The organism is Burkholderia sp. MSMB1588 (genome assembly GCF_001546925.1).
In the GTDB taxonomy this organism is placed as follows: Bacteria; Pseudomonadota; Gammaproteobacteria; order Burkholderiales; family Burkholderiaceae; genus Burkholderia; species Burkholderia humptydooensis.
Genome location: NZ_LNJS01000001.1, coordinates 3,401,244 through 3,426,532 on the forward strand (window position 1 = coordinate 3,401,244; position 25,289 = coordinate 3,426,532).

22 protein-coding genes and 1 pseudogene are annotated in these 25,289 nt (G+C 68.0%); 5 read left to right on the forward strand and 18 right to left on the reverse strand.

The annotated features are described in order from the left end of the window. The first annotated feature begins 119 nt into the window (after window positions 1–119). Window positions 120–851 (forward strand): OmpW/AlkL family protein, encoded by a 732-nt coding sequence (locus tag WS92_RS27250; protein WP_006029324.1) that lies wholly within the window; start codon window positions 120–122, stop codon window positions 849–851. Between the two features lie 145 nt (window positions 852–996). On the opposite strand, the gene ugpQ is transcribed toward WS92_RS27250, so the two are convergent. The 12 genes and pseudogenes from ugpQ to WS92_RS27310 form a co-directional block, all read right to left on the reverse strand. Next, window positions 997–1,758 carry a glycerophosphodiester phosphodiesterase gene (ugpQ, locus tag WS92_RS27255; RefSeq protein ID WP_015601435.1) on the reverse strand — a complete coding sequence of 254 codons (762 nt, stop codon included), beginning with the start codon at window positions 1,756–1,758 and terminating at the stop codon, window positions 997–999. Window positions 1,759–1,803: 45 nt separating this feature from the next. Then, window positions 1,804–2,886, reverse strand: a complete 1,083-nt coding sequence (locus WS92_RS27260; RefSeq protein ID WP_015601095.1) for a sn-glycerol-3-phosphate import ATP-binding protein UgpC — start codon at window positions 2,884–2,886, stop codon at window positions 1,804–1,806. 25 nt (window positions 2,887–2,911) lie between these two features. Next, window positions 2,912–3,757 carry a sn-glycerol-3-phosphate ABC transporter permease UgpE gene (ugpE, locus tag WS92_RS27265; protein WP_006029321.1) on the reverse strand — a complete coding sequence of 282 codons (846 nt, stop codon included), beginning with the start codon at window positions 3,755–3,757 and terminating at the stop codon, window positions 2,912–2,914. Continuing rightward, entirely contained in the window at window positions 3,754–4,638 is an 885-nt protein-coding gene (ugpA, locus tag WS92_RS27270; RefSeq protein WP_059929067.1) for a sn-glycerol-3-phosphate ABC transporter permease UgpA, read from the reverse strand. The genes ugpE and ugpA overlap by 4 nt, the downstream gene beginning before the upstream one ends. A 129-nt stretch (window positions 4,639–4,767) precedes the next feature. Then, complete coding sequence (gene ugpB, locus WS92_RS27275; RefSeq protein ID WP_006029319.1) at window positions 4,768–6,093, reverse strand: sn-glycerol-3-phosphate ABC transporter substrate-binding protein UgpB; 1,326 nt, start codon at window positions 6,091–6,093, stop codon at window positions 4,768–4,770. 62 nt (window positions 6,094–6,155) lie between these two features. Next, window positions 6,156–7,295: pseudogene (locus tag WS92_RS27280) on the reverse strand (deoxyguanosinetriphosphate triphosphohydrolase); the annotation flags it as partial. Window positions 7,296–7,436: 141 nt separating this feature from the next. After that, window positions 7,437–8,516, reverse strand: coding sequence for a 3-dehydroquinate synthase (gene aroB / locus WS92_RS27285; protein WP_059929073.1), 1,080 nt, complete (start codon window positions 8,514–8,516; stop codon window positions 7,437–7,439). Continuing rightward, window positions 8,513–9,067: a shikimate kinase gene (locus WS92_RS27290; protein ID WP_009913817.1), complete on the reverse strand. Its 555-nt coding sequence runs from the start codon at window positions 9,065–9,067 to the stop codon at window positions 8,513–8,515. Before WS92_RS27290 ends, aroB begins: the two co-directional genes overlap by 4 nt. A gap of 80 nt (window positions 9,068–9,147) precedes the next feature. Then, window positions 9,148–10,869: a type IV pilus secretin PilQ gene (pilQ, locus tag WS92_RS27295; protein ID WP_059929076.1), complete on the reverse strand. Its 1,722-nt coding sequence runs from the start codon at window positions 10,867–10,869 to the stop codon at window positions 9,148–9,150. Further along, a complete protein-coding gene (locus WS92_RS27300; protein ID WP_082252649.1) occupies window positions 10,866–11,744 on the reverse strand; it encodes a hypothetical protein in 879 nt (292 codons plus the stop codon). The genes pilQ and WS92_RS27300 overlap by 4 nt, the downstream gene beginning before the upstream one ends. Then, a complete protein-coding gene (locus tag WS92_RS27305) occupies window positions 11,741–12,421 on the reverse strand; it encodes a hypothetical protein (protein ID WP_015601964.1) in 681 nt (226 codons plus the stop codon). Before WS92_RS27305 ends, WS92_RS27300 begins: the two co-directional genes overlap by 4 nt. Beyond that, a complete protein-coding gene (locus tag WS92_RS27310; RefSeq protein WP_006029312.1) occupies window positions 12,418–13,365 on the reverse strand; it encodes a type IV pilus biogenesis protein PilM in 948 nt (315 codons plus the stop codon). The genes WS92_RS27305 and WS92_RS27310 overlap by 4 nt, the downstream gene beginning before the upstream one ends. A 239-nt stretch (window positions 13,366–13,604) precedes the next feature. Between WS92_RS27310 and WS92_RS27315 the strand changes: the two genes are divergently transcribed. After that, window positions 13,605–15,989: a penicillin-binding protein 1A gene (locus WS92_RS27315; protein ID WP_015600166.1), complete on the forward strand. Its 2,385-nt coding sequence runs from the start codon at window positions 13,605–13,607 to the stop codon at window positions 15,987–15,989. A gap of 112 nt (window positions 15,990–16,101) precedes the next feature. Here the strand turns inward: WS92_RS27315 and cyaY are convergent, their stop codons facing one another. After that, window positions 16,102–16,428, reverse strand: a complete 327-nt coding sequence (gene cyaY / locus WS92_RS27320) for an iron donor protein CyaY (protein WP_006029310.1) — start codon at window positions 16,426–16,428, stop codon at window positions 16,102–16,104. Between the two features lie 36 nt (window positions 16,429–16,464). On the opposite strand from cyaY, the gene WS92_RS27325 reads away from it, so the two are divergent. After that, window positions 16,465–16,749: an LPS translocon maturation chaperone LptM gene (locus WS92_RS27325; protein WP_009913837.1), complete on the forward strand. Its 285-nt coding sequence runs from the start codon at window positions 16,465–16,467 to the stop codon at window positions 16,747–16,749. Between the two features lie 10 nt (window positions 16,750–16,759). After that, entirely contained in the window at window positions 16,760–18,031 is a 1,272-nt protein-coding gene (gene lysA / locus WS92_RS27330) for a diaminopimelate decarboxylase (RefSeq protein WP_059929079.1), read from the forward strand. A 191-nt stretch (window positions 18,032–18,222) separates the two neighbouring features. On the opposite strand, the gene msrQ is transcribed toward lysA, so the two are convergent. From msrQ to WS92_RS27355, 5 genes are all read right to left on the reverse strand, one after another. Beyond that, complete coding sequence (gene msrQ, locus WS92_RS27335) at window positions 18,223–18,945, reverse strand: protein-methionine-sulfoxide reductase heme-binding subunit MsrQ (RefSeq protein WP_059929082.1); 723 nt, start codon at window positions 18,943–18,945, stop codon at window positions 18,223–18,225. 9 nt (window positions 18,946–18,954) lie between these two features. Beyond that, a complete protein-coding gene (gene msrP / locus WS92_RS27340; protein WP_009913838.1) occupies window positions 18,955–19,950 on the reverse strand; it encodes a protein-methionine-sulfoxide reductase catalytic subunit MsrP in 996 nt (331 codons plus the stop codon). Window positions 19,951–20,114: 164 nt separating this feature from the next. After that, complete coding sequence (gene ccsB, locus WS92_RS27345) at window positions 20,115–21,305, reverse strand: c-type cytochrome biogenesis protein CcsB (RefSeq protein WP_059929085.1); 1,191 nt, start codon at window positions 21,303–21,305, stop codon at window positions 20,115–20,117. 4 nt (window positions 21,306–21,309) lie between these two features. Continuing rightward, window positions 21,310–23,490 carry a cytochrome c biogenesis protein ResB gene (locus WS92_RS27350; RefSeq protein ID WP_059929086.1) on the reverse strand — a complete coding sequence of 727 codons (2,181 nt, stop codon included), beginning with the start codon at window positions 23,488–23,490 and terminating at the stop codon, window positions 21,310–21,312. A gap of 128 nt (window positions 23,491–23,618) precedes the next feature. Beyond that, window positions 23,619–24,266 (reverse strand): c-type cytochrome, encoded by a 648-nt coding sequence (locus WS92_RS27355; RefSeq protein WP_015602090.1) that lies wholly within the window; start codon window positions 24,264–24,266, stop codon window positions 23,619–23,621. 220 nt (window positions 24,267–24,486) lie between these two features. Here WS92_RS27355 and yihA point away from each other — a divergent pair, with 220 nt between their 5' ends. Then, entirely contained in the window at window positions 24,487–25,146 is a 660-nt protein-coding gene (gene yihA, locus WS92_RS27360; protein WP_006029302.1) for a ribosome biogenesis GTP-binding protein YihA/YsxC, read from the forward strand. Window positions 25,147–25,289 lie beyond the last annotated feature (143 nt).

A 25,289-nucleotide genomic window follows, 5' to 3' on the forward strand; every position in this document is an offset into this window, starting at 1 on the left:
GCGGCGCGGGAATACGCACGGTCGTGCGAATTCTAGGGAAAACGTTCTAGCTTACAACTCTGTCCTGTTTGAAACGCCGTAGTCATAATGAGCACGCCTTTAATCGGAGGAGACTAAGGATGAAACAAAAAATGGCCATTACGGGGGCCGCTGCGCTCGCTTTCGCGGCAGCCGCAACGGCAGCGCACGCGCAATCCGCAGGCAGCTTCTACGTGACGAACGGCTGGTTCCATCTCGCCCCACAGGACAGCAGCGATCCGCTCAAGGTCATGAACGTGGGCGGCACGCCGGTCAATCATGAGGTGCCCAACACGGGCGCGGGCATCGACAATGCGGACACCATCGGCTTCGCCGCCGGCTACTTCCTGACGGATCACATCGCCACTGAATTGGTCGCCGGGATCCCGCCAAGGTTCAATCTGAACGGCAAAGGCTCGCTCGAACAGTTCGGCGTGCTCGGTCATGCTTACCAATGGAGCCCGGCGCTCCTCCTCAAGTACTACTTCAATGACGCGAAGGCGAAATTCCGGCCCTACGTCGGCATCGGCGCCTCGTACATCTGGTTCACCGGCGCGAAGATCACGAACACCGCATTCGAGCGCGGCGCGCTCGGCGGCCCGACAAGCGTGACGACCAGCAATCAGTGGGCGCCCGTCATCAACGCGGGCTTCACTTACAACTTCACCGATCACTGGTTCGGCGGGCTGTCGGTGTCGTACATCCCCGTCAGCCTGACGGCCACGCTGACGACGCAGCGCCCAACGCTGATCGGCACGCTCACGCAGACTTCGCAAGCGAAGATCACGCTGAATCCGATCGTGACCTACCTGAACATCGGCTACCGTTTCTAAGCGTAGTCGAATATTTGGGGAATGGTTAATTCCGCTGCAATTTGTAGCGGAATTTTCTTGAGGTTACGAGGTGGCTGTCGCCTCCTGCTCCGGCGGGCTCTCGCCGGAGCGATTTCGTTCGCGCGCGGCGCGCAAAACGCCGGTTTCATCCTTCCCGATCGGCGAAGTCCGCGCCGATCAGGTCGATCCGGTCCGTGCAAATGAGGTCCACGCCCCAATCCGCGAGCTCGCGCGCCCGTGCGGGTTCGTTTACCGTGTACGCAAGAATGCGCAGCCCCGACGCTTTCACGTCGCGCACGAGCGCCTCGTTGAATTGCGCGTGATGCGCGTGCAGCGACACACAGCCGAGCCGCTGCGTCTCCTCCAGCCAGTCCGCCGGAATTTCCTCGTACAGCACCCCGCGCGGCAGCGCCGGCGCTGCCTCGCGCGCCGCGCCGAGCGCCACCGCCGAAAACGACGACAACAGCGGCGGCACGGCGGCGTCGCGCCAAAGCTCGGCCGCCTGAGCCGCGACGACGCGGCCCGTTTCCTCGTCGCGCTCCGGGCACGGCTTGATCTCGACGTTCGCCGCGAGGCCGAGCGCGAGGCAGCGCGCCGCCGCCTGCGCGAGCGTCGGCATCCGCTCGCCCGAGAAGCGCGCGTCGTACCACGCGCCGGCGTCGAGCGCGGCGAGCGCCGCGTAGCGCATGTCGCACGCGGCACCCGCGCCGTTCGACGTGCGCTCGACCGTGTCGTCGTGCAGCAGGAACGCGACGCCGTCCGCCGACAGCTTCGCGTCGAATTCGACCATCTTGTGCCCGTAGCGCGCGCCCGCATCGAGCGCGGCGAGCGTGTTCTCGGGGGCCAGCGCGCCGCCGCCGCGGTGCGCGACCACGCGCGGATAAGGCCAGGTTCGCAGGATCGTCATCGCAATCTCGTCGGAAACGGTGAGCCGAGGGCTCGGGGATTCGAATCAGCCGGCGCGCTTGCCCGTCGCCGGATCGAAGAAATGCAGATGCTGCGCGGGCAGCGCGACGGGCAGCGTCTCGCCGCGCGACGGGCGCATCGCGTGCGGCAACCGCACCGCGACGTCGCGCGCGCCCCAGCGGCCGTGCGCGAGATTGTCCGCACCGAGCAGCTCGCACGAATCGACGGCGAGCGTCGCGAGCGCCGCGCCGGGCTGCGGCGTCATGTGCTCGGGCCGCACGCCGAGGACCCATTCGCGCCCGGGCGCGATCTCGCGGCCCGCTCCCGCCGCGCCCGCGACCGGCAGCCGGGGGCCGTCGGCAACGTCAAACGTCGCGCCGTCTTCCGACAGCCGCCCGTGCAGCAGGTTCATCGCCGGCGAGCCGATGAAACTCGCGACGAACGTCGTCGCCGGTTTCTCATACACGTCGACGGGCGCGCCGATCTGCTCCGCATAGCCGCGATTCATCACGATCACGCGCTGCGCGAGCGTCATCGCCTCGATCTGGTCGTGCGTCACGTAGACGCTCGTCGTCGCGAGGCGCGCGTGCAGCCGCTGGATTTCGAGACGCATCTGCACGCGCAGCTTCGCGTCGAGATTCGACAGCGGCTCGTCGAACAGGAACACCGACGGCTCGCGGACGATCGCGCGCCCCATCGCGACGCGCTGCCGCTGGCCGCCCGACAGCTCGCGCGGGCGCCGCGCGAGGAGCGGCCCGAGCTCGAGGATCTGCGCGGCCGCCTGCACGCGCGCGTCGATCAGCGCGCGTTCGACGCCGCGGATCTTGAGCCCGTAGCCCATGTTCTGCGCGACCGTCATGTGCGGATACAGCGCGTAGTTCTGGAACACCATCGCAATGTCGCGATCCTTCGGCTCGAGCGCGTTGACGACCCGCCCGCCGATCGCGATCTCGCCTTCCGTCACCGTCTCGAGGCCGGCGATCATCCGCAGCAGCGTCGATTTCCCGCAGCCCGACGGCCCGACGAGCACGACGAACTCGCCGTCGGCGATGTCGACGTCGATCCCGTGCAGCACGTACTGCGCGCCGTCGTAACTTTTCCTGACGCCCTTCAAGCTCAGCGCGGCCATGCTTGGACTTCCTCCAGGTTGCGTTTCATTTTTCCGAATCGACGAGACCGCGCACGAACCAGCGCTGCATCGCGAGCACGACGACGAGCGGCGGCAGCATCGCGACGAGCGTCGCCGCCATCACGAGATGCCACTCGGTCGCGGCGTCGCCGCTCGCGATCATCGACTTGATGCCGACCACGGCCGTCGTCAGCGACGCGTCGGTCGTGATCAGGATCGGCCAAAGATACTGGTTCCAGCCGTAGATGAACGTGATCACGAAAAGCGCGGCGATGCTCGTCTTCGACAGCGGCAGCACGACGTCCCAGAAGAAGCGCAGCGGCCCCGCGCCGTCGATGCGCGCGGCGTCGACGAGCTCGTCGGGCAGCGTCATGAAGAACTGCCGGAACAGGAAGGTCGCCGTCGCCGACGCGATGAGGGGCAGCGTGAGGCCCGCGTAGCTGTTCGTCAGATGCAGCGTCGACACCACCTGCACGGTCGGGAAGATCCGCACCTCGACGGGCAGCATCAGCGTGACGAAGATCAGCCAGAACGCCGTATTGCGCAACGGAAAGCGGAAATAGACGATCGCGTACGCGGACAGGATCGACACCGCGATCTTGCCCGCCGCGATCACGAGCGCCATCACGATGCTGTTGACGAGCAGCGTGCCGAACGGCGTCGTCATCCCGCCGCTGCCGCGCCGCCAGATCGCGGCGACGTTCTCGACGAGATGCGTGCTCGGCACGAGCGACAGCGGCACCGTGAACACTTCGCGCGCGTTCATCGTCGCCGCGCAGAAGCCGACGTACACAGGAAACACGATGACCGCGATGCCCGCGATCAGCACCGCGTGGCAGAACAGGTCGAAACCCTTGCGATTCTCGATCATGCGTATTGCACCCTGCGCTCGACGAAGCGGAACTGGACGACCGTCAGCGCGACGACGATCACCATCAGCACGACCGATTGCGCGCCCGAACTGCCGATGTCGAGCCCCTGGAAGCCTTCCGCATAGATCTTGTAGATCAGCGTCTTCGTGCTTTGGCCGGGGCCGCCCGCGGTTGCGGCGTCGATCACCGGGAACGTGTCGAAGAACGCGTAGACGAGATTGACGACGAGCAGGAAGAAGCTCGTCGGTGACAAAAGCGGCAGCGCGATGTGAAAGAAGCGTCGCACGGGGCCCGCGCCGTCGATCGCGGCCGCCTCGATCAGCGAACGCGGAATCGCCTGCAGTCCTGCGTAAAAGAACAGGAAGTTGTAGCTGACCTGCTTCCACACCGACGCGATCACGACGAGCAGCAGCGCCTCGCCGCCGTTGAGCGCGTGATTCCAGACGATGCCGAAGCGCGCGAGCGCATACGTGATCACGCCGATGCTCGGATTGAACAGGAACGCCCACAGCACCGCGGCGATCGTCGGCGCGACCGCGTAAGGCCAGATGAGGAGCGTGCGGTACGCGCGAGCGCCGCGGATCACGCGGTCGGCGCACGCGGCGAGCAGCAGCGACACGGCGAGCCCGCAGGCGGTCACGCTCGCGCTGAACACGAGCGTCGTCCTGAACGAATCGATGTAGAGCGGATCGGCAAACAGACGCGTGAAATTCGCGAAGCCGACGAACTCGCTCGACGTGCCGAACGCGTCCTGCATTTGCGTCGACTGCCAGAGCGCGACGCCCGCCGGCCAGAGAAAGAAGATCGCGGTGATCGCGAGCTGCGGCGCGACGAGCAGGTACGGCAACGCGCTCGCGCCGAAACGGGGATGGGGTGTCATCGGCAGGATTCCGAACGGACGGACGTCAGACGAATGTACCGGGCGCGGCTGCCGGCGCGACCCGTTCTCGTGCGCGGTTTCGCGAGCGAACGGGCGGCGCCGGCGAGAACGCGCGCCGGTGGCGCAAGCTCAGCCGCCCGACTTCTCGAAGCGGCGCAGCAACTCGTCGCCGCGCGCGGCGGCGGAATCGAGCGCCGCCTTCGGCGTCTTCTTCTGCGCCCACACCTGCTCGAGCTCCTCGTCGACGATCGTGCGGATCTGCGGCATGTTGCCGAGCCGCAGCCCCTTCGTGTACGGCAGCGGCGGTTTGTTCATCATTTGCCTGATCGCCGTGTCCGTGCCCGGATGCTTCGCGTAGAAGCCCTGCTCGCGCGCGAGATCGTACGCGGCCGTCGTCACCGGCAGATAGCCCGTGTCCTCGTGCCACTTCGCGGCGACCGCGGGCGAGCTCAGATACGCGAGGAACTTCGCGACGCCCTTGTACGTGCCCGGGTCCTTGCCCGCGAGCACCCACAGGCTCGCGCCGCCGATGATCGCGTTCTGCGGCGCGCCCTTCACGCTCGCGTCGTAGGGCATCATCCCGGTGCCGAAGTCGAACTTCGCATACTTGTGGATCGTCGCGAGCGCGCCCGACGACGTCGTCATGATCGCGCAGTCGCCGCTGTAGAACTTCGCGGTCGCCTCGTCCTTGCGGCCGACATATGTGAACGTGCCGTCCTTCGCCATGTCCTGCAGGAACCGGATGTGCGCGATCTGCTGCGGCTTGTTGAAGTCGAGCGTCGCGTCGGCGCCGTCGAAGCCGTTGTTGCGCGTCGCGAACGGCAGGCCATGCCACGCACTGTAGTTCTCGAGCTGGATCCAGCCCTGCCAGCCCGTCGTGTAGCCGCACGCGTAACCCGCCTTCTTCAGCTTTTCCGCGTCGGCCTTCACGTCGGCCCACGTCTTCGGCGGCTGGTCCGGATCGAGGCCCGCCTTCCTGAACGCGTCCTTGTTGTAATACAGCACGGGCGTCGAGCTATTGAACGGCATCGACACGAGGCGGCCCGTCTTCGCGTCGCTGTAGTAGCTCGCGATCGTCGGCACGAACGCCTTCTCGTCGAGCGGCACGCCCGCCTGGCGGAACACGTCGGACACGGGCAGCACCGCCTTCTTCGCCTGCATCATCGTGGCCGTGCCCACTTCGTACACCTGCAGGATCGCCGGCGCGTCGCCGCTGCGGTACGCGGCGATGCCCGCCGCGAGCGCCTGGTCGTAGGTGCCCTTGAAGACCGGCACGATCTTGTAGTCGCTTTGCGACGCGTTGAACTGCGCGGCGATCTCGTTCACGCGCTCGCCGAGCGCCGCCTCCATCGCATGCCAGAACTGGATCTCGGTGGCGGCGCACGCCGCCTGCTGCGCGCCGAACCAAAGCGCGCCCCCGAACGCGAGCGAGCGAACCAGCGTCTTGTATTTCATCGACCTCTCTCCTTTTCTCCTCGGTCCGGGCAACACGCGCCGAACGCGGCAAGCCGGACAGTCTAGTTTTCGTCCATGACAAACAAGCGTTGATACTCTTTCAGTGCGAAGCGATCGGTCATGCCGGCGATGTAGTGCGCGACGAGGCGCGGCTGGTGCGCGACGTCCGCCGCCTGATAGTCGGGCGGCAGCAGGCGCGGGTCGCTCGTGAACGCGTTGAAGAGGCCGGCGACGACCCGCTGCGCCTTGCTCGCCATCCGCATCACGCGGTAGTGGCGGTACAGGTTCTTGAACAGGAAGCGCTTGAGCGCCGCCGCCTGCGCGGCGATCGGCTCGCCATGCGCAACGAGGGGCGGCGCCGCGCGCACGTCGTCGAGCGACGCCGGCGCGTGGCGCGCGAGATTGCGCGTCGTCGCGTCGATCAGATCGACGATCAGCGTGTTGATGATCCGGCGCACCGTCTCGTGCACGAGACGGCGACCTTCGAGATGCGGATACTCGGCGAGCGCGGCCTCGTAATGGCGCTGCCACAGCTCGACCTCGGCGAGCTGCTCGATCGTGATGAGGCCCGAGCGCAGGCCGTCGTCGACGTCGTGATTGTTGTATGCGATTTCGTCCGCGATGTTCGCGAGTTGCGCCTCGAGCGACGGCTGGCGGCCCTGCAGGAATCGCTCGCCGAGCTCGCCGAGCTTGCGCGCGTTCTCGCGCGAGCAGTGCTTGAGGATGCCTTCGCGCGTCTCGAAGCAGAGGTTCAGCCCGTTGAACGCGCCGTAATGCTCCTCGAGCTCGTCGACGACGGCAAGGCTCTGCAGGTTGTGCTCGAAACCGCCGTAGTCGCGCATGCACGCGTTGAGCGCATCCTGCCCCGCATGGCCGAACGGCGTATGGCCGAGATCGTGCGCGAGCGAGATCGCTTCGACGAGGTCTTCGTTCAGGCGCAGGTTGCGCGCGACGGACCGGGCGATCTGCGCGACTTCGAGGCTGTGCGTGAGACGCGTGCGGAACAGGTCGCCCTCGTGGTTCACGAAGACCTGCGTCTTGTATTCGAGGCGCCTGAATGCGGTGGAATGCACGATGCGGTCGCGATCGCGCTGGAATTCGGTGCGCGCCGCGGGCGGCGGCTCGGGATGGCGCCGGCCGCGCGATTGCGACGCGTGCGCCGCGTACGGCGCGAGATGCGCTTCGAGCGCGGCGGTGGTCGGCGCGGGGGCGGGGATCGCCTGCTCGCCGCCCGCGCGCGCGGGTCGCGCGTCGCGGGTTTCATGCGGGATGCTGCCGCCGGGTATTTCGCTCACCGTGTCGTGTCCTCCACGTCAATTGCGCCGGATCGGCCCGTATCGCGCTTACCGGATAGTTGCCGCCAGTGTCGCGAAGACGGCGTCGTCCGGCGCCGGGGTCATGATCGTCTCGCCGAAGCGCTTGAGCAGTATGAACTTGATCGCGCCCGCCTCGGCCTTCTTGTCGACGCGCATCAGCTCGACGTAGCGCGCATCGCCGAGATCCGGCGCGCGCGTCGGCAGGCGCGCGGCCTCGACGACGCGGCGCAGCCGCGCGCGCGACGCTTCGTCGAGATGGCCGACGCGCACCGACAGATCGGCCGCCATCACCATTCCGCAGCCGACCGCCTCGCCGTGCAGCCACTCGCCGTAGCCGAGCCCCGCCTCGATCGCGTGCCCGAACGTATGGCCGAAATTGAGGATCGCGCGCAGGCCGCCCTCGCGCTCGTCCGCCGCGACGACGCCCGCCTTGATCTCGCACGAGCGCTTGACTGCATGCGCGAGCGCATCGGGATCGCGGCGGTTCAGCGCGCCGACGTTCGCTTCGATCCAGTCGAAGAATGCGGCGTCGGCGATCGCGCCCGTCTTGATGATCTCGGCGACGCCCGCGGCAAGCTCGCGATCGGGCAGCGTCGACAGCGCGGCGATGTCGGCGATCACCGCCTGCGGCTGATAGAACGCGCCGATCATGTTCTTGCCGAGCGGGTGGTTGATGCCCGTCTTGCCACCGACCGACGAATCGACCTGCGACAAGAGCGTCGTCGGCACCTGGATGAACGGCACGCCGCGCATGTAGCATGCGGCCGCGAAGCCCGTCATGTCGCCGATCACGCCGCCGCCCAGCGCGACGAGCGTCGTCTTGCGATCGGCGTGCTGCTCGAGCAGGCCGTCGAAGATCAGATTGAGGGTTTCCCAATTCTTGTACGCTTCTCCGTCGGGCAGGACGACGGTCGACACGCGCTTGCCGAGCGGCGCGAGCGCCGCGCGCAGCGTGTCGCCGTAGAGCGGATCGACGGTGGCGTTCGTGACGATCGTGACGGACGCGCCGGCAATGTGCGGCGCGAAAAGCTCGGTGCGGCCGATCAGACCGGCGCCGATGTGGATCGGATAGGCGCGCTCGCCCAGGTCGACATTGACGGTAATCATGCTTGTAGTGGCTTGGCGACGATGCCCGCCATTTCGAGCTGCATCAGCACCATGTTGACGAGCCCGTTGACGGACGGCCGCCCGGTTTCGATGACGAAGTGCGCGCATTCGCGGTAGAGCGGATCGCGCGCGTCGTACAGCGCCTCGAGCTTGGCTTTCGGATCGTCGGTTTGCAACAACGGGCGGTTCTTGTCCTTGCGGGTGCGCAGCCAGAGATCGTGCGGATTCGCGCGCAGATAGACGACAAGGCCGCGTTCGTGAAGCAGCTTGCGATTCTCGGGGCGCAGGATCGCGCCGCCGCCCGTCGCGAGCACGACGTTCTCGCGTTGCGTGAGCTCGGCGATCATCTGCGCCTCGCGGTCGCGGAAGCCGGACTCGCCCTCGAGTTCGAAGATGACCGGAATGCGCGCGCCGGTGCGCGCCTCGATCTCGTGATCCGAATCGAAGAAGGGTCTGTCGAGCCGGCGCGCGACCGCCCGGCCCACGGTGGTCTTACCCGCCCCCATGAGCCCGACGAAAATTACGTTCACGTGTGGGTCCCGCGCTTGCAACGGCTTCCTCTGCTTCAATGAGTGTGTCGCGCAGCTTACTGGCAAAGCGCCCGCCTTGTCGAGCCTGGCTCCCACGGGGTTCAGGGCCCGATCACGACGGTCGGCGTGATGTACACGACGAGCTCGCTGCGCTGCGCGCGCTGCGCACGATGCCTGAAAAGCGCGCCCAACACCGGTATTTTGCCCAAGAGCGGCACCCGAGTCACATCGTCGCGGTCGTCGCTCTCGAAAATCCCGCCGATCGACACCGTTCCACCGTTTTCGACCTCGACGCGCGTCTGCACATGCTTCGTATGGATCGCGGGGCCGGATGCGGTTTCCTCGCCGACGCTGTCCTTCGCGATGTCGAGATCGAGGATCACGCGCCCGTCGGGCGTGATCTGCGGCTCGACTTCGAGCTTCAAGGTCGCGCGCCGGAACTGGACACCCGATACGCCGTTGCCGACCTTCGCCTGATACGGCAGCTCGGCGCCCTGCTCGACGATCGCCTTGGTCCGGTCGGCCGTCACGACGCGCGGGCTCGATACGATCTGGCCCCGGCCCTGAGCCTCGAGCGCGCTCAGTTCGACATCGAGCAAGCGGCTCGCACGCGCGGCAAACAGCGTGAGACCGGCCGTCGCCGCGTCGAAGCCGCCGATCGGCCTTGCGGTGAGGTCGGCCAGCGTGCCGTTGCGGCCCGCGACGATGCCCGTCGCGCGGTCGCCCGCGTCGGGCGCGCGCAGCGCGAGACGCGCGCCGAGATTGCGCGAGAATCCGCGATCGCCCTCGACGATCCGCGCTTCGATCAACACCTGCCGCGACGGCGTGTCGAGCTTGCCGATCAGATCGGCGATCTGCTCGAGACGCCCGGACAGATCGGTGACGAACAGCAGATTCGTCCGAGGATCGGCGAGCACCGAGCCGCGCTTCGACAGGATCCGCTGGCCGGCCGAGCCTGCGAGCAGGCGCTGCACGTCGGCTGCGCGCGCGTAGCGGAGCACGAAGCTGCGGCTCGCGAGCGGCTCGAGCTGAGCGGCGCGCGCGTGCGCATCGAAACGCTGGCGCTCGCGTTCGGCGAGTTCCGCGACGGGCGCGACCCATATCACGCTGCCGCGCCGCGCCATCGCGAGGCCGTGGGCGTCCAGCAGCGCATCGAACGCACTGCGCCAGGGCACATTGTTCAGACGCAACGACACCATGCCGCGCACCCGCTCGCTGACCACTATATTGAGGCCGGTGAAGCGAGCGAATGCATCGAAGACCGCTGCGAGGCTCGCCTGTTGCAGATTGAGGGAGATCGCGCGGTCGTCGCCGGATTCGGCTGCGGCCTCGGTTTTGGCACCGGCGTTGGCGTTGGCCGCCGTGACTTCAGTATCCGGCCGCGGCGCACGATGCTCGTCGCTCATGCGTTGCCCCGGCGAGAGCGGGACGGGCGGCCCCTCCAGTGCCGCATCCTCCGCTTGCAGCGGCGCCGATGCCGCTCCGCTCGACGTTCCGGCGTCGGCCGACGCCGAATCGGACGGCTCCGCCGCCCCGGCTGCCGGCAGGCGTTCGTGCGCGGCGTCGCCGGCGAATCCATCCGCCAGTGCACCGTCGCCGCCCGCATCCGGCGGCGACGCTCCGGCAACCGAGCCACGCTCGAAATCGATTCGCCACCGCGACGCAACCGCCTCGGGCAACGGCGCGCGCCCCGCCGCACCGACCGAAGCGGACGTCGACCAACCGGCGGGCGCGCCCGCGGGCAACGGCGGCAGCGACGCGACCGCCTCGCCCGCCGCTGCGATCGCGCAGCCCAGCATGAATCGAACGAATCCGCGCATCATCCTGTCGCCCCGCCCACGGTCATCAGGCGACGCCCGCCGCCATGTGTCGCGAGCGTCACGCCGCCCGCCCGGATTCGGGCGATGCGCGCGCCGTCGACCATCTGCCCCGGCGCAACCGACCACGCATCGCTGCCGCGCTCGAACAGCGCGAGCCCGCTGCGCCGGTCGCGCATCACGCCAACGAGCCGCGCGGCGTCGGCCGCATCGTCGATTGCCAGCATCGGCATCGCGGAGAAGGGATCGGCGACAGGCACTTCGCGCCCGTCGGCGCGCCGCCGCCCATCGGGCTCACCTCCGGGTAACGCCGGCCAGACGTCGAGCCGGGCGTCCAGCATGGTCGTGCCGTCGTCGCGCTTGACGCTCGATGTTGCCGGCACCACGAGCGCAGGCAACGCAGCGAGCCCGGACAGGAAGCGGCATAGCGCATCGAAGTCGCCTTCCGCGCTGAAGGCGAACGCGTAGACGGCGCCATCGTCGCGCCGCTCGCCCGCGCGTTCGCCTTCTAGCCGTTCGAGCTTGCGCACCCGCAGCCCGCTCGCGCCCGCGTGGCCGGCAAGCCGCATCGCGAAATCGGAGGGCGTCTGCCGCTCGGCCAGCGAGCGTCCAGCGCCCGCCCGCGACGCCGGCCGACTGGACGGCGCGGCAAGGAGCAGCCGCGCGCGCGCCTCGCGCGATGCGACCGCTTCGAGCGCCGTCCGGCTTCGCTCGACGCCGCCCCAGTCGGCGTCGCGGCCCGCATACACGCCGCAGACGAACACGCCGCACGCGAGCGCCGCGCATGCCGCGGCTCGCCAGCCGGCGCCCGATGCGCGGCACGAATCGGCCCATCGTGCCCACACGCGCCAACCTGCCACTCGTTCGACCGACATGTTCACGCGCCCTCCCGCACAGCCGCCGTCGCGCGCGCCGCCACGCTCGCGACGCGGCCCCGGTCGCCGGCGGGCCAACGAATCCGCACCGTGAACGAGAGCGACCGGCCGCCACCCGCCTCTCGCCCCCACGAAGTCCGCGCGGCCTGCAAACCCGCGACCTCCATCGTCCAGCCGCGCTGCGCGGCATCGAGATCGCGCAGCCATCGCTCGGCCGATGCCGGATCGAGCGCGCTCGCTTCGAGCAACGCATCGCGCCCGTCGCAGCGGATCGACCGCAGCCGCACGCCGTCGTAGCGCAGTTGCCGCAGTGCGTCGAACAGATCGACTGTCCGCTGGCGCGGCCCGGCGCGCTCGGCGGCCAGCGCCGCGCGTTCGCGCTCGGCGTCTCGCAGCCGCGCGGCCTGCTCCGCGGCTTTCAGTTGCGGCGCCCACGCGGCGAGCCGGCGCTCCATCAGCGCACGCTGGGCATCGAAGCGCGCACGCTCGAACGTGCGCCCGATACGCCAAAGCGCGACGCCCGCGAACCCCGCGCAAGCGGCGGCCGCCAGTTCGCCGAGGACGCGCCGCCGCGCCCGGCGCGCGTCGCGCGCGCGGTACGGCAACAGATTGAAGCCGCCAAGCCAGGCGCGCAGGAGCCGCGCGTCGCGCGGCGACGCGCCGCTCGCGACGCCGGGCGTCATTCGAACACCCCGCGCAGCGCAAGCCCGAACGCGACCGCGAAACCCGGCGAATGGGCGAACCCGTCGTCGACCGCGCCGAGCGGACCGCACGCCGCGCATTCGAACGGCAATACGATGCAGCCGAGAAGATCGCCGACGTCGGCAAGCGAAATCTGCGCGCCGCCCAACCATTCCGGGTCGCCCGCGACGAACGCGCAGCGCGGCGCGCCAGCCCGCGCAAGCTCGCGCAGCGCGTCGGCAAGATCTGCGTGCTCGGGCGCCGGATAGCGAATCTGCGCGGCAACCGCATCGGCCGACACGAGCCAGCCGTGCACGCCGCTCTCGCCGATCCAGACGCCGAGATACGGCTCGCCGCCGTCGACCTCGCGCGCGGCGACATGGCGTATCGCCCGCAAGGCGGCGGGCGGCTCGCCGTCGATTGCGACGAGTTCGACGCCCGCCGCCGCAGCCGCCTCGATCCGCACGTCGAGATGCACGTGCGCCGCAGTCGCAAACGCAACCTCCGGCGAAGCGCCCGCGTCGTTCACGCACCAGTCGACTGCGAGCGCATCCCGCGCGAGCCCGGTCAGCCGCTCGGCCGCCGCTCGCACCGCGGGCTCGACGGCTGCCGCGGCGTCCGCCCGCTGCCACGCGAGCGTCGCGGTCGAGAACGCGCCTTCCGGCAGCGCCATCACGCCCGCCATCGTCCACCGCGCAAACCCCGCCGGCCGCACCTGCGGCGCGCGGCCAAGCGCCGCCGTCATCGCGGCCGCCACGGCTGCCCAGTCGGCGTCGGCCGGCTCGTCGAACGCGCCGGCCGGCAAAGGCTCCGCGTCGAGCGCCTCGAGCCGGACCGTGCCGCCCCGGATGCGCCGGCTCAGCACCGCGATCCGCACCGCGCGCCGGTTCACGTCGATCCCCGCCGCGAAGCGCCGGCCGACCGACCACCACGAACGTCCTTGCATCTCAGTCCTCCATCAGCGCGCCTCCCGTCGAGGCACGATATGGAGCCCATTTTGCGAAGCCGGCCGGCGCGCCGGGAGTCTGCCGAACGGCCAACGCGTGCGCCGCCGGGCCGCCGGCGCGCTACAGTAAGTCATCGGCGCGCCGCCCGGCCGGGACGCGCCGGTTCCCGCCCGGAACCCTTCCGGAGTCCGGCAAAACCGGGCGGCTATAATCGCGGGACTGTTTTTCTGGTGTGTCTATGCAATCTACGAATCCTACGTCCCCGCCCGAGCCGCGCCGCCGCCCGCTGTGGCAGAAGCTCGTGCTCGGCGTAGCGGGCGTGTGCGTGGCGCTCGCAGTCTGCGCCGGGCTCGTGCTCGGCTACGCGCTCGTCGTCGCGTCGCCGAACATGCCGTCGCTCGACGCGCTGACCGACTACCGCCCGAAGGTGCCGCTGCGCATCTACACGGCCGATCACGTGCTGATCGGCGAATTCGGCGAGGAACGCCGGGACATCGTCCGCTTGCAGGACGTGCCCGATTCGCTGAAGAAAGCGGTGCTCGCGATCGAGGACGCGCGCTTCTACGAACACGGCGGCGTCGACCTGACGGGCATCATCCGCGCCGGCATCGTCGCGCTGACGAACGGCCACGCAACTCAGGGCGCGAGCACGATCACGATGCAGGTCGCGCGCAATTTCTTCCTGTCGAGCGAGAAGACGTACACGCGCAAGATCTACGAGATGCTGCTCGCGTACCGGATCGAGCGCGCGCTCACGAAAGATCAGATTCTCGAGGTCTACATGAATCAGATCTACCTGGGTCAGCGCGCTTACGGCTTCGCCGCCGCCGCGCATGCGTACTTCAACAAGGATCTGAAGGACATCACGCTCGCCGAGGCCGCGATGCTCGCGGGGCTGCCGAAAGCGCCGTCCGCGTACAACCCGGTCGCGAATCCGAAGCGCGCGAAGGTCCGGCAGCAATATATCCTGCAGCGTATGCTCGAGCTGAACTTCATCACGCGCGAGCAGTACGACGAGGCGCTCGCCGAGCCGCTCGTCGTCAAGAGCCCGAGCCGCGAATACAGCGTGCACGCGGAATACGTCGCCGAAATGGTGCGGCAAATGATGTATGCGCAGTACAAGGACGAGGCTTACACGCGCGGGCTGAACGTCGTCACGACAATCGATTCCGCGGACCAGACGCTCGCGTACCGCGCGCTGCGCAAGGGCCTGATGACGTACGACCGGCGCCACGGCTATCGCGGCCCCGAAGGTTTCATCGAACTGCCCGCGAACGAAGACGACCGCGAGCAGGCGATCGACGACGCGCTCGTCGACCATCCGGACAACGGCGAGCTGATCGCGGCCGTCGTCACCGAAGCGAGCGCGCGCCAGATCCGCGTCGTGTTCCCGAACGGCAGCGACGCGACGGTGAGCGGCGACGATCTGCGGTTCGCCGCGAGCTCGCTGTCCGCGAACGCGCAGCCGAACAAGCGGATCCGCCCCGGCGCGATCGTGCGCGTGTTCAGGAACGATGACGGCTCATGGGCGATCGGGCAACTGCCGCAAATCGAAGGCGCGTTCATTTCGATCGTCCCGCAGGACGGCGCGATCCGCTCGCTGATCGGCGGCTTCGATTTCAACAAGAACAAGTTCAACCACGTGACACAGGCGTGGCGGCAGCCGGGCTCGTCGTTCAAGCCGTTCATCTATTCGGCGTCGCTCGACAAGGGGCTCGGCCCCGCGACGATCATCAACGACGGCCCGCTCTACTTCAGCGCCGCCGAAACGGGCGGCCAGCCATGGGAGCCGAAAAACTACGGCGGCGGCTTCGAGGGCCCGATGTCGATGCGCGTCGCGCTGCAGCGCTCGCGCAACCTGGTGTCGATCCGCATCCTGAACCACATCGGCCCGAAATACGCGCAGCAATACATCACGCGCTTCGGCTTCGACGCGGACCGCCATCCGGCCTATCTGCCGATGGCGCTCGGCGCGGGCCTCGTCACGCCGCTGCAGATGGCGGGCGCGTTCTCGGTGTTCGCGAACGGCGGCTACCGGATCAATCCGTATCTGATCGCCGAAGTGACCGATCCAAGCGGCAACATCGTCGCGCGCGCGCAGCCGCTCGTCGCCGAGCAGAACGCGCCGCGCGCGATCGACGCGCGCAACGCGTATGTGATGAACAGCCTGTTGCAGAGCGTCGCGCAGCGCGGCACGGGCGCGCGCTCGAACGTGCTGAAACGCACCGATCTCGCCGGCAAGACCGGCACGACGAACGACTCGCGCGACGCGTGGTTCGGCGGCTATCAGCACACGCTCGCGGCGATCGCGTGGATCGGCTACGACAGCCCGCGCAGCCTCGGCGATCGAGAAACCGGCGGCGGCCTCGCGCTGCCCGTGTGGATCGACTACATGGGGCCCGCGCTCAAGAACGTGCAGGAATACAAGATGCCGGCGCCCGACGGCGTCACCACGCTCGGCGGCGAGTTGTACTTCGACCAGTTCACGCCGGGCCGCGGCTTCGTCTCGGCAGTCGGCGTGAACCTGCCGGCCGCGCCGCCCGCCTCCGCAAGCGCCGTGCCCGGGCACGTCGACGAGCAGGAAAAGCAGGACATCATGAATCTGTTCCGCGGCGGCAACTGAGCGTCGTTCGTGTAAAAGACAAAAGCGGCCTTCCGGCCGCTTTTGTCATAGGTTGCTCGACTCGGCCGCGCTCGCGCGCGATGCGCGCCTTCGCCGGCCGCCGAAGCGCGCATCACGCGCCGAACGCGATCGGCATGCCCGCCTGCTGCGTCGCGTAGCCCGTCAGCGCCGCGAAGAACTCTTCGCCGCTGCGCGTATCGCGCCATGCGCCGTCGACGAACCGATAATGGAACCCCCCCGCCTTCGCGGCGATCCACACTTCCTTCATCGGCGGCTGCAGGTTCACGATGATCTTCGAGCCGTTCTCGAACGTGAGCGTGAGCACGCTGCCGTTGCGCTCGAGATCGATGTCGGCGTCGCCGTCGTTGGCGGCGTCGACCGAGCGCTCGACGGCCGCCAGCACAGCTTCGGCCTGGGTCAGGTAATCGGTATCGGACATGCTAAACTCTATCGATTCAATTGTTTAGGGACGGTCATGCGTATCGTTTTGCAGATGAGCGCGATTGTAGCGGCTTTGGCGCTCGCGGGCTGCGGCCAGCGCGGGCCGCTGTACATGCCGGTCGTGCCGCCGCTGCCGCCCAAGCCGACTGAACAGACGCAGCCACCGCCGTCGGACGTGACGCCCGACGCGGAAACGGCTTCGGCGCGCGACGACGGCGCCTCGGGCGCCGCCGGCGCGCCGCTCACGCTGTCGCCCGACCTGTCGACGCAACGCACGCCGAAGGCGGCGGCTGCGTCCGGCGCTTCCTCCGCCCAATGATCGATCCTGCATGACTCAAGCTGCATTCGACTACGTCGACGGCACGCTCCACGCCGAGCGCGTGTCCGCCGCCGACCTCGCCGAGCGTTTCGGCACCCCGCTTTTCGTCTATTCGCGCGCCGCGCTCACCGCGGCCTACGAGGCCTACGCGAAGGCCTGCGCCGGCCGCCGCGCGTCGATTCACGTCGCCGTGAAGGCGAACAGCAACCTCGGCGTGCTGAACGTGTTCGCGCGCCTCGGCGCGGGCTTCGACATCGTGTCGGGCGGCGAGCTCGCACGCGTGCTCGCGGCAGGCGGCCGTGCGCAGAACGTCGTGTTCTCGGGCGTCGGCAAGAACGCCGACGAAATGCGCATCGCGCTCGAAGCAGGCGTCAAGTGCTTCAACGTCGAATCGATTCCGGAGCTCGACCGGCTGAACGCCGTCGCGGCGTCGCTCGGCAAGCGCGCGCCCGTGTCGCTGCGGGTGAATCCGGACGTCGATCCGAAAACGCACCCTTACATCTCGACGGGGCTGAAGGCGAACAAGTTCGGCATCGCGTTCGATGACGCGCGCGCGACGTACCGCGCGGCGGCCGCGCTGCCGAACCTCGAAGTCGTCGGCATCGATTGCCACATTGGCTCGCAGATCACCGAGCTGAGCCCGTACCTCGACGCGATCGACAAGCTGCTCGACCTCGTCGAGCAGATCGAGGCGGACGGCGTGAAGATTGGTCACGTCGACGTCGGCGGCGGGCTCGGCATCACGTACGACGACGAAACGCCGCCCGACATCGGCGCTTACGTGCGCGCGGTGCTCGAGCGCATCGACGCGCGCGGCCACGGCCATCGCGAAATCTGGTTCGAGCCGGGCCGCTCGCTGACGGGCAACGCCGGCATTCTGCTCACGCGCGTCGAATTCCTGAAGCAGGGCGAAGAGAAGAACTTCGCGATCGTCGACGCGGCGATGAACGACCTTGCGCGCCCCGCGATGTACCAGGCGTTTCACGCGATCGAGCCGGTGACGCCGCGCACGGACGTCGCGGCCGCCGTGTACGACGTCGTCGGCCCCGTCTGCGAGAGCGGCGACTGGCTCGGGCGCGGGCGCTCGCTCGCGATCGCGCCGGGCGATCTGCTCGCGATCCGCTCGGCGGGCGCGTACGGCTTCACGATGAGCTCGAACTACAATACGCGGCCGCGCGCGGCGGAAGTGATCGTCGACGGCGCGAACGCGCATCTGGTGCGGCCGCGCGAGACGGTCGAAAGCCTGTTCGAACGCGAAGCGGTCCTGCCCGACGGCCGGTAATCGCAGGCAAACGGCGCGCTTGCGCGGCGAACCAGCAAGTCGGCAAGCCCCGATCGAGAAAGGCGATGTCCGAACGGACATCGCCTTTTTGTTTGCCCGTCGCGCAGTACGACCCGTGCGGCCGGTACGGCCCGAGTCTCGGGCATGTCGTTCGGATCGCGCGCGCCGCGCGATCGCCCCACACACTCGCGCTACGACGCGTGCCCGCCCGCCCCCGCACCGCCCCAGCGCTGCCGCGCCCACACGAGCGCGCGCCAGCCGAGCAGCACGAGCACGATCGCGCCATACAGCTTCGGCAGCACGAGATCGTGCTTGCCCGCCTTCATCCACCAGAAATGCAGGATGGCGAACGTCGCAATCGCATAGATCGCCTTGTGCAGCGTCTGCCAGTGCCGGCCGAGCCGCCTCGCGATCGCGCGCGGCGACGTCGCGGCGAGCGGAATCAGCAGCACGAACGCGGCGAAGCCGACCGTGATGAACGGACGCTTCACGACGTCCTTCGCGATCTCCATCACGTCGAACCATTTGTCGAACCAGATGTAGGTCGTGAAGTGCAGCACCGCGTAGAAGAACGCGTAGAGCCCGAGCATGCGCCGCAGCCGCAGCAGCGCGTTGATGCCCGTCAGCCTGCGCAGCGGCGTGACGGCGAGCGTGATGCACAGGAACACGAGCGTCCAGAGTCCCGTCGAGCGCGTGACGAATTCGATCGGATTCGCGCCGAGCTGGTCCGTCATGCCGAAGAACACGATGCGCGCGAGCGGATACAGCGCCGCGACGAACACGGCGATCTTCACGGGCGCGAGCCAGCGCGGCGCGCCGCCCGCGCGGCCAGCGTTCCGTTGCGGCGCGCGGCCGCGCGCGCCGGCGCCCGCGGTCGTCCCGGCAAATGTCGAGGGTTGCATGTCGTTCTCCATTCGCCGCACTCAAAAGTATTTCTTCAGATCCATGCCGCGATACATCGACGCGACCCAATCGCCGTAGCCGTTGAACATCAGCGTCTTGCGCTTCGGCGTGAAGAAGCCGTCCTCGCCGATGCGCCGCTCGGTCGCCTGGCTCCAGCGAGGGTGATCGACGTTCGGATTGACGTTCGAATAGAAGCCGTATTCGTTCGGTGCGTACGTGTTCCAGCTCGTCGGCGGCTGCCGGTCGACGAAGCGGATCTTCACGATCGACTTCGCGCTCTTGAAGCCGTACTTCCACGGCACGATCACCCGCACGGGCGCGCCATTCTGGTTCGGCAGCACCTGCCCGTAGACGCCCATCGTGAGCAGCGTCAGCGGATTCATCGCCTCGTCCATCCGCAGGCCCTCAGAATACGGCCAGTCGAGGATCGGCGCGGACAGCCCCGGCATTTGCGACGGGTCCGCGAGCGTGACGAACTGCACGTATTTCGCGTTGCCGGTCGGCTCGACGCGCCGGATGAGCTCCGCAAGCGGAAAGCCGATCCACGGAATCACCATCGACCAGCCCTCGACGCAGCGCAGCCGGTACACGCGCTCTTCGAGCGGCGCGAGCCTCAACAGCTCGTCGATGTCGTAGACCTTCGGATTCCTGATCTCGCCCTCGACCGACACACGCCACGGATGCGGCCGCAGCGTGCCGGCGTTGCGCGACGGATCGCCCTTGCCGGTGCCGAATTCGTAGAAGTTGTTGTAGGTCGTGATGTCCTTGAACGACGTCACCTTTTCGGGGACGACGAACTTCGGATTGGTCGGCGCGGCGAGCTTGCGCGCCTTCGCGTCCGGCGACGCGTAGGCGGCAAGCGCGAGCCGGTGCGCGCCGACGAGCCCGCCCGCCGCGGCGGCGCCCGCCGCCTGCAGGATGCGGCGGCGGTTCTCGAACACCGCTTGCGGCGTGATTTCGCTGCGCGGGATGTCGTCGCCGGCAAGCGACGCGCGCAGCGTTTTCCTGATCAACATGTCGATGCTCCGTTCTGCCAGTCTGGACGCTCACGTCCCGACAAACCTTGGACTCCGTTCCGCGCCGGCCGTTTCGGCCGCGTAGCGCCGAATGGCCCGCGCAAGAAAAAACCGCCGGGCACGCAGTGCGTCGGCGGTTATTAGTCGTTCGAACGACGCGGATCTTACAGCTTGCCGTAACTGTGCAAGCCGGACAGGAACATGTTGACGCCGAGGAACGCGAACGTCGTGACGAGAAGGCCCGTCAGCGCCCACCACGCCGCAACCGTGCCGCGCAGCCCTTTCATCAGACGCATGTGCAGCCACGCCGCGTAGTTCAGCCACACGATGAGCGCCCAGGTTTCCTTCGGGTCCCAGCTCCAGTAGCCGCCCCACGCCTCGGCCGCCCACAGCGCGCCGAGGATCGTCGCGATCGTGAAGAACGCGAAGCCGACCGCGATCGACTTGTACATCAAATCGTCGAGCACCTCAAGCGCCGGCAGGCGATCGGCGAGCACGCCGCGCTCCTTCGCCAGATACGCAACCGCGACCATCGCGGACAGCGCGAAGCTCCCGTAGCCGATGAAGTTCGCGGGCACGTGGATCTTCATCCACCAGCTCTGCAGCGCGGGCACGAGCGGCTGGATCTGCTGCGCGTCGCGCGCGATCGAATACCACATCAGGAAGCCGACCGCCGCGCTGATCACGAGCAGCACGAACGCGCCGAGCGCGCGCGTGCCGTAATGCCCTTCGTAGTACAGATAGAGGAGCGCGGTGATGAGGCTGAACAGCACGAAGACTTCGTACAGGTTCGACACCGGGATGTGGCCGACGTCCGAGCCGATCAGATACGACTCGTACCAGCGCACCATCAGCCCGGTGAAGCCCATCAGCACGGCGATCCACGTGAGCCGCTGGCCGATCGCGCCGCCCGTCTCGGAGCGCGACAGCATGCCGATCCAGTAGAAAAGGGTCGCGAGCACGAAGAGCGCGCTCATCCACAGGATCGCCGACTGGCTCGACAGGAAATACTTGAGCAGGAACGCCGAATCGGCGCGCGCGAGGTCGCCGTGATAGAGCTGCAGCGACAAGAGCGACAGCGCGGCGATCGCCGCCATCAAGAGCCGCGCGGGCTTCCAGCGCCAGCCGAGCACGACGAGCGCGGGCACGGTGCCGATCAGCACGGCCTTGTCGTAGTAGTCCATGTGCGCGTGGTACTGCGCGAGCGCGAAGCCCGCGCCCGCCACGAGCGCCAGCGCGAACAGCCAGTCGACGAGCGACAGGCGGCGCAGGAACGGCCGGTCGTCGAAACGCGGCGGCTCGGCCGCGTCGGAGGCGCGCGGCGCGCGGGATAACGAAACTTGGGTCAGATCCATGATGTTACCGAGTCGAGTCCTTGGTGCCGGCGCCATCGGACGCGCGGGAGACAGGCGGCGCGCCGAGGGCGGTCCCGGCCGCATCGCGCGTCTGCACGAATTCCTTTTCGAAGTCGAACGTCTTGCGCGCGGTGGACATCGCCATCAGCACGCTGACGCCCACGCCCGTATCCTTGAGCCAGAACCAGAGGCGTCGCTCGCGCACGTAGAACATCGCGAAGATGCCGGCGACGAGCAGCAGGCTGCCAAGATACACCAGATTCTTGCCCGGCGCGCGCGTCAACTGGAACACCGACGCCTGCACCTGCCTGAACGAATCAAGCTGCAGATAAACGGGCGCGCCGTACAGGAAACTGTCCGACAGCGCGTTGATCGCGTTCTGCACGAAGCGCACCGTGTCCTGCGCCTGCTCGACGGGCGGCTCGCCCGCGCGCTCGCGCGCAACCTGCCAGACCTCCCACATCGAACCCTCGAGCATCCGCAGCAGCAGCGCGGCGGCCTTTTCCTTCTCGTCCTTCGGCACCGAGCGGTCGATGAACGTCGCGACCGCCTGGAAGCCGCCGATCGGAATGCCGTCCGGGCCGCGGCCGATGCTGCCGTCCGCGCCGGCGAACAGGGTCAGGACGCGCCGCGCGCTGTCCTCGAGCCGGTCGCGCAGCGCGGCGTCGCCCGTGCCGAGCGAATGCTGCGCGAAGCGGCGCGCCGCCTCGTCGCGCACGGCCGGATCTTCGAGCGCCGCGCGCAGCCGCATCCATTCGCCGACGGTGTCGCGGCTGTCGGCCGGAATCCGCAGATAGCGGAACGGATCGTTCGGGCTCGCGCGCACGCCGGCGAGGAACACGCGCTCGCCGCCCATGTCGACGGGCAGCATGTAGTTGTTGAATTCGCGCGCCTGGCCGTCCTTGCCGCGCACCTTGTACTGGACCGACGGCCCGATGTTGTGCAGCTCGACGGGCTTCGACGTCTTCGCGCCGGAGCCGAGCCGCTCGTCGAAGATCTCCTTGATCGAACGGTTCGCCGCGACGCCGCGCGCGTCGGTCTTGCCGTTCGCGTCGGTGATGTTCTCGACGTTGATCGCGCGGAAATCGGCGAACTCGACAGTCTCGCCGTCGGCGCCCGCCGCCGCGAGCGGCACCGAATTGCCGATCGTGCCCTTGAACGGGAAGGTCGCCGCGCTCGCGCCCGTCATCGGATACGCGGTCATTTCCATCAGCGAGCCGCCATCCTGGAAGCTCGACTGATAGATCGACACGCCCTTGTACGTAAACGGCCTGTTGACCTCGACGCGCGCGGGAATCCGCTTGCCGGTCTCGCGATCGACGACGACGATGTCGCTCGCGAAGAGCTTCGGCATGCCGGTCGAGTAATAGTCGACGATGAATTTCTCGAGCTGGATCGAGAACGGCAGATCCTGGATCAGCGAGCCCGTCGGCTGATTGAGGATCGCGGTCGACACGTACTGGCCCTCCGGCACCCATGCGTAGCCGCGGAACGTCGGGTTCGACGCGGACAGCCGATGCTCGGGCCCGATCTCGCTGATCGTCGCGCTCGTGTTGACGGGGCTCTTGCCGAGCGCCCACATCTGGAATTTGATCGGCAGGTTGCTGTCGAGCAGGCCGCCCACGCAGATCACGACGATCGCGACGTGCGCGGCGATGTAGCCGAACTTCGTCATCGCGCCGCGCTTCGCGGCGACGAGCGTCGCGCCGTCCGCTTCGCGCACGACGTGCCGGTACCCCGCCTTCGCGACGAACGCCGCGACGGTCCGCGTCGCGCGCGCGCGGTCGCCCGCGACCGCGAACTCGGCCTTGTGGTGGAACGCGCGCAGGCTGCCTTCGCGGACCTTGTCCTTCCAGCTCTTCGCATCGGCGAGCATCTTCGGCGCGTTGCGGATCACGCACAGCGAGATCGACACGACGAGGAAGATCAGGATCAGCATGAACCACCACGCGCTGTAGACCGTATAGAGGCTCAGCGAGCGGAAGATGTCGGCCCAGAACGGGCCGAACTGATTGACGTAGTTAGGGTACGGATCGTCCTGCGTGAGGACCGTGCCAATGATGCTCGCAATCGACAGGACGACGAGCAGCGCGATCGCAAAACGCATCGAGCTCAACAGCTCGACCGCGCGCCTGACCGCGGACTGTCCCGCTCTCGACTGCAACCCCGACGTGGTAACGCTCATTCAAACTCCAACTCACAGCAAAAAAGGGCAAGGCGGCCGTTCTTCGACGGCGCCCCACCCTTTTCTTGTTCTAGCGGCCGCCGCACGGGCGGCCGGCTCGTTCATCCGGCTCGTGAACCGGACGCGGCTCAGTGCAGGCCGGCGATGTAATCGGCAACGGCCTTGACCTCGCTGTCCGTCAGCCGCAACGCGATCTGATGCATCGCGTCGTTGCTGCGCGTGCCCTGCTGGAATGCGGTCAACTGCGCGACCGTGTAGTCGGCCCATTGCCCCGACAGCCGCGGATACTGAACCGGAATCCCCTGCCCCGTCGGCCCGTGGCAGCTCGCGCAGGCGGGCACGCCCTTCTCGGCGACGCCGCCGCGATAGATCTTCTGCCCAACCGGCACGGTGGCCGCGTTGCGCGCGGCGCCCGGCTTCGCCGACTGCGACCCGTAATAGGCGGCGACGTTGCGCGCGTCCTGATCGTTCAGTGCGCTCGCGAATCCGACCATCACGGAATTGACGCGCACCGGCCCCTTCGCGCCCGGCTGCGCCTTGAAATCGTGCAACTGCTTGACGAGATAATCGGGGTGCTGGCCGGCGAGCTTCGGGAACGAACCCGTCACGCTGTTGCCGTCGACGCCGTGGCATGCCGCGCATACCTGCGCCGCGATTGCCTTGCCCCGGTCGAGATCCGGCTTCGCCGCATCCGCCGCCTTTGCCTCCGCCATGAAACCAACGAGCCCTGCCACCGCGAACTGAAGCACCACCAAAGACTTGCTCAGTCGATTCATTCGCACACCTTGTTTCGTCTTGTGGGAGTAGTGAGGTTCTGCAAAAAACGACGGCGCCCAGTCTACCGTAGAAGCGCGCTCCGAAGCCTCCACCGCCTGCGGCAAATGCGTCGTATTGTACAATACGCCGATGAAAGCCTTGATGCCCATCAGGGCTACCTCGGGGCTCCCCGCCTTCCACCGCGCGGCTTGCGCCGCCCGTCGCCGTCCTGTCCCTCCCATGGCCTTCCTGCTCCATCAAGCCCGCTTCTTCACGACCGTCAACCATCTGCGCGACCTGCCGCCGACCGTGCAGCCCGAAATCGCGTTCGCAGGCCGCTCGAATGCCGGCAAATCGACGGCGATCAACGTGCTTTGCAATCAGAAACGGCTCGCTTTCGCGTCGAAGACGCCGGGGCGCACGCAGCACATCAATTATTTCTCGGTCGGCCCGGCGGCGGAGCCCGTCGCGCACCTCGTCGACCTGCCGGGCTACGGCTATGCGGAAGTGCCCGGCGCCGCGAAGGCGCACTGGGAGCAACTGCTGTCGACGTACCTGCAGACCCGCCCGCAGCTCTGCGGGATGATCCTGATGATGGACGCCCGCCGGCCGCTCACCGAGCTCGATCGGCGGATGATCGAATGGTTCGCGCCGACCGGCAAGCCGATTCACTCGCTGCTGACGAAGTGCGACAAATTGACGCGCCAAGAGAGCATCAACGCGCTGCGCGCGACGCAAAAGAGCCTCGACGCGTTTCGGGACGCCGGCTATGCCGGCAAGCTGACCGTGCAGCTTTTCTCGGCGCTCAAGCGCACGGGCCTCGACGACGCGCACGCGCTGATCGAGAGCTGGGTGCGGCCCGCGGCCGCCGACGAAGATCGCGAGGCTGTAGCAGAATGACGATCGCGCGGCGTGCTGCGTGACGACGTAACTGCGCGCTGCACGTCCCACCTGACGGATGCGGACGTCGCGATTCGGGCTGCCCATAAAAAAACCCGCCGTTCAACGGCGGGTTAAACAGCCTAATCGAAAAACGACAGGCA